At 73.0% G+C, this 3,672-nt stretch carries 3 protein-coding genes; 1 reads left to right on the plus strand and 2 read right to left on the minus strand.

Annotated features, from left to right (window positions below):
* Positions 1 to 202: 202 nt before the first annotated feature.
* Positions 203 to 1,141: an NADP-dependent oxidoreductase gene (locus ACFXA3_RS17575; protein ID WP_385187690.1), complete on the minus strand. Its 939-nt coding sequence runs from the start codon at positions 1,139 to 1,141 to the stop codon at positions 203 to 205.
* A gap of 105 nt (positions 1,142 to 1,246) precedes the next feature.
* On the opposite strand from ACFXA3_RS17575, the gene ACFXA3_RS17580 reads away from it, so the two are divergent.
* Complete coding sequence (locus tag ACFXA3_RS17580; protein ID WP_385187692.1) at positions 1,247 to 2,227, plus strand: GlxA family transcriptional regulator; 981 nt, start codon at positions 1,247 to 1,249, stop codon at positions 2,225 to 2,227.
* Between the two features lie 36 nt (positions 2,228 to 2,263).
* Here the strand turns inward: ACFXA3_RS17580 and ACFXA3_RS17585 are convergent, their stop codons facing one another.
* A complete protein-coding gene (locus tag ACFXA3_RS17585) occupies positions 2,264 to 3,481 on the minus strand; it encodes a serine hydrolase domain-containing protein (RefSeq protein ID WP_385187694.1) in 1,218 nt (405 codons plus the stop codon).
* Between the last annotated feature and the right edge of the window lie 191 nt (positions 3,482 to 3,672).

The following is a 3,672-nucleotide window of genomic DNA, read 5'->3' on the forward strand; positions in this document are numbered from 1 at the left end:
GACAATTTTTGTTTGCTATTTTTTTCCGGCTTTATGCCCTCGGCGGGTTGTATTATTTTGTAAACCCCCCCGCCCCCGGGGTGTACCCCGCGGGGGCCCCGGGAACGCACCGATGATAGGGAGCGCACCAAGAACGTTCACAATCAAGGGAGTTGGACTCCGTCCGAGGAGGGCGTCGCGGCGCCCTCCCCGGACGGCGCGCTCAGCCGACGGTCAGGACGATCTTTCCGGTGGTGCGGCCCGTTTCGCCCAAGGCGTGTGCCTCGGCCGCCCGTTCGAGGGGGAAGGTCGCATCGACGATCACGCGCAGGCGTCCCGCCTCCACCAGGGCGCCGATCTCCCGCAGTCCCTGGCGGTCGGGTTCGACGAGCATGAACACCGCCCGGACCCCGGCTTCCTCGGCCTCGCGGGTCCGGAAGCGGTCGTCCGGCGGCAGGATCGACACGCAGATGCCGCCCCGGCGCAGCGGGCGCAGCGACGCGTTGCCGACGGCGTCCAGGACCACGTCGACATCGCGCACGGCATCGGCGACGTCCTGCACCCGGTAGTCGATCAGCTCGTCGGCGCCGAGCGAGCGCAGCAGTTCGTGCTTGGCCGCACTGGCCGTGCCGATGACGTGGGCGCCCCGCGCCTTGGCGATCTGCACGGCCAGGTGCCCGACCCCGCCGGCCGCCGCATGGATCAGGACGCGCTGCCCGGGCCGGACGTCGGCGGTGTCGACGAGGGCCTGCCAGGCGGTGAGACCGGCCAGCGGCAGGGCGCCGGCCCGGACGTGGTCGAGGCCCCGGGGCCGCGGGGCGAAGTGCCGGGCCGGGCCCGTGACGTACTCGGCGTACGCGGACGCGGCGTGAGGGAAACGCGGCATTCCGAACACCTCGTCGCCGGGCCGGAAGACCGTCACGCCCGGGCCGACGCCCTCGACGACGCCGGCCACGTCGAAGCCGAGGACGAACGGCGGCGTCGCCCCGGAGACGAACCCACCGCGGGCACGGGTCTTCCAGTCCGCGGGGTTCACGCCCGCCGCGCGTACACGGACGAGGATCTCGCCCCGGGCCGGCTCCGGCCGCCCGGTGGTGACGATCCCGAGGACCTCGGGGCCGCCCGCCCCGTGCTGGGAGACGGCTCGCATGGTCGAAGACATGAAGGTGTTTCCTTTCCGCACCCGGTGCCGGGCACGCCCTCAGACTGCCGATCCGGCAGGCTCCCCGGTGGCGGCGCGATGGCCACGTCCTGAAAGAATCCGGCCATGCATCACGTCGGCGTGCTCGCCCTGGACGGTGTCGTCCCCTTCGAACTCGGCATCCCGGCCCGCATCCTGGGCGCGGCACGCGACGGCCGGGGCCGACCGCTGTACTCCGTCACCACGTGCAGCCTCGACGGCGGTCCGGTCCGCGCCGAAGCCGACTACGACCTCGCCGTCTCCCACGACGCGTCCCTGCTGGCCGCCGTCGACACCGTCGTCGTCCCGCCCTCCCACCGGCTGGGGCCCATCCGGGAGGAGGGCCGGCTGCCCGCCGCGCTGCATCACGCCCTCGCGGCCGTCCGGCCCGGCACGAGGCTCGTCGCGATCTGCACCGGCGCCTGGGTGCTGGCGGCCGCCGGACTCCTGGACGGTCGTACCGCCACCACGCACTGGCGCGAGGCCGAACGGATGCAACGCATGTACACCACCGCCCGGATCGACCCCGATGTCCTGTACGTCGACGACGGCGACCTCCTGACCTCGGCCGGGGTGGCCGCGGGCATCGACCTGTGCCTGCACATCGTCCGCAGGGACCACGGCAGCCACATCGCCAACGAGGTCGCCCGCCTCTGCGTCGTACCGCCGTGGCGCGAGGGCGGCCAGGCCCAGTACGTTCCCCGGCCCGTCCCCGAGCCGTTCGCCGGGAGCACCGCGGCGACCCGCGCCTGGGCGATGCACCGCCTGCCCGAGCCGCTCGCCCTGTCCGACCTCGCCGCTCACGCCGGCATGAGCGTCCGTACGTTCAGCCGCCGTTTCCGTGCCGAAGCCGGCACCACCCCGGGCCAGTGGCTCACCCGGCAGCGCGTCGACCTCGCACGCCACTTCCTGGAGACGACCGACTGGCCCGTCGACCTCGTCGCCCGGCGGGCCGGCATCGGCACGGGCACCTCGCTGCGCCTGCACCTGCGGACGGCCGTGGGCATCGGCCCCCAGGCCTACCGCCGCACCTTCCGCACCGGGCCGGGGCAGCTCCCGCCGGCGTGACGCAGGCGTGTGGACCCGGCCGCAGCCGCAGCCGGCCTACGACACGGGCTTGTGGCCCGGGTACACGTGGGCCGGGCTCACGATGCTCGTGACCGCCTGGCCGAAGAGGGTGCTGGGCTCCTGGCCCTTGTACTGGGAGTCGGTGTTCAGCAGGATCACCATGGTCGCCCCGGCCTGCGGCAGGTAGACCGGCAGGACCTCGTAGCCCGGGATCGAGCCGTTGTGGCCGATCCAGCCCTGGACGTCGAAGATGCCGAGCCCGTAGCCGTCGCCCTGGATGTTCATCGGGGTGGTCTTCAGGCGCTCGGCCTGGGTCGCGGGCGTCAGCAGCCTGCCGGTGGCGAGGGTGCGGGCCCAGCTGCGCAGGTCCTGGAGGTCGGAGACCATCTCGCCGGCGGCCCAGGCCCACGAGGGGTTCCAGCGGGTGGAGTTCACGGTCCTGCCCGAGGCCGTCTGGTTCGTGTAGCCCTGCGCGTACGGGCTCGGCAGGGCCGCGCTCGTGGGGAAGACGGTGTGACGCAGCCCGGCCGGCCCCACCACGTCCTTGTCGATGACGTCGTGCAGCGGCCGGCCGGTGACCTTCTCGATCACCAGGCCGAGCAGGATCAGGTTGGTGTTGGAGTAGTCGAACTCCGCACCCGGCTGGAACCGGACCGGATGCCTGAAGGAGTAGTCCAGCAACTGCCTCGGTGTCATGGGCGCTTGCGGATCGGCCTGGAGCTTCTTGACGAAGCCTTCGTCCAGGCTGTAGTTGAAGAGCCCGCTGCGCATGCCCGCCAGCTGCCGCAGGGTGATGCGGTCCCCGTTCGGCACGCCCGTGACGTACCTGCCGATGGGGTCGTCCAGGGCGGCCTTCCCCCGGTCGACCAGCTGGAGGAGCGCGGTGACCGTGAACGTCTTGGTCTCGCTCCCGATGCGCACGTGGAGCGGGGTCGTCATGGGCACGCCGGTCGCCTTGTCCGCCACGCCGAAGCTCTTGACGTAGCTCCCCTTGCCGGGGGCCCACAGCCCCACGGTCACGCCCGGCACCTGTGTCTCGCGCATGACCCGGCGCACGGCCGCGGCCAGCCGTGCCGCGACCGCCGGGGGGAGGCGGACGAATCCGGGGGTGGGGGCCGGGGACGGGGGGGGGCCGGCGGGCCGCGCCGGAGCGGCAGCCGCGTACGCGGAGACGGTCGCCGCCGGGGTGATCAGCACGCCCGTTGCGGCAGCGGCCGCGCAGGCCCGGCGCAGCCGGAGGTGGGTTGGCTTCACGGCATCGTCTCCCGCCGTCCGAGGGCCCCGGGCAACGAATCAAGCCTAGGTGTGCGCACCCCCGGACGCGAGGTGAGCCGTTTTGGCCCGTGGTTGGGCGGCGCCAAAGGCGATGAGAAGGGGGTTAACAGCCCCCCGGGTCCGTGGTTGTGGGGGGGGGGCGGGTGGACCCCGGGCCCCGCAGTTGGTCC

This window comes from Streptomyces sp. NPDC059456 (assembly GCF_042750055.1).
In the GTDB taxonomy this organism is placed as follows: domain Bacteria; phylum Actinomycetota; class Actinomycetes; order Streptomycetales; family Streptomycetaceae; genus Streptomyces.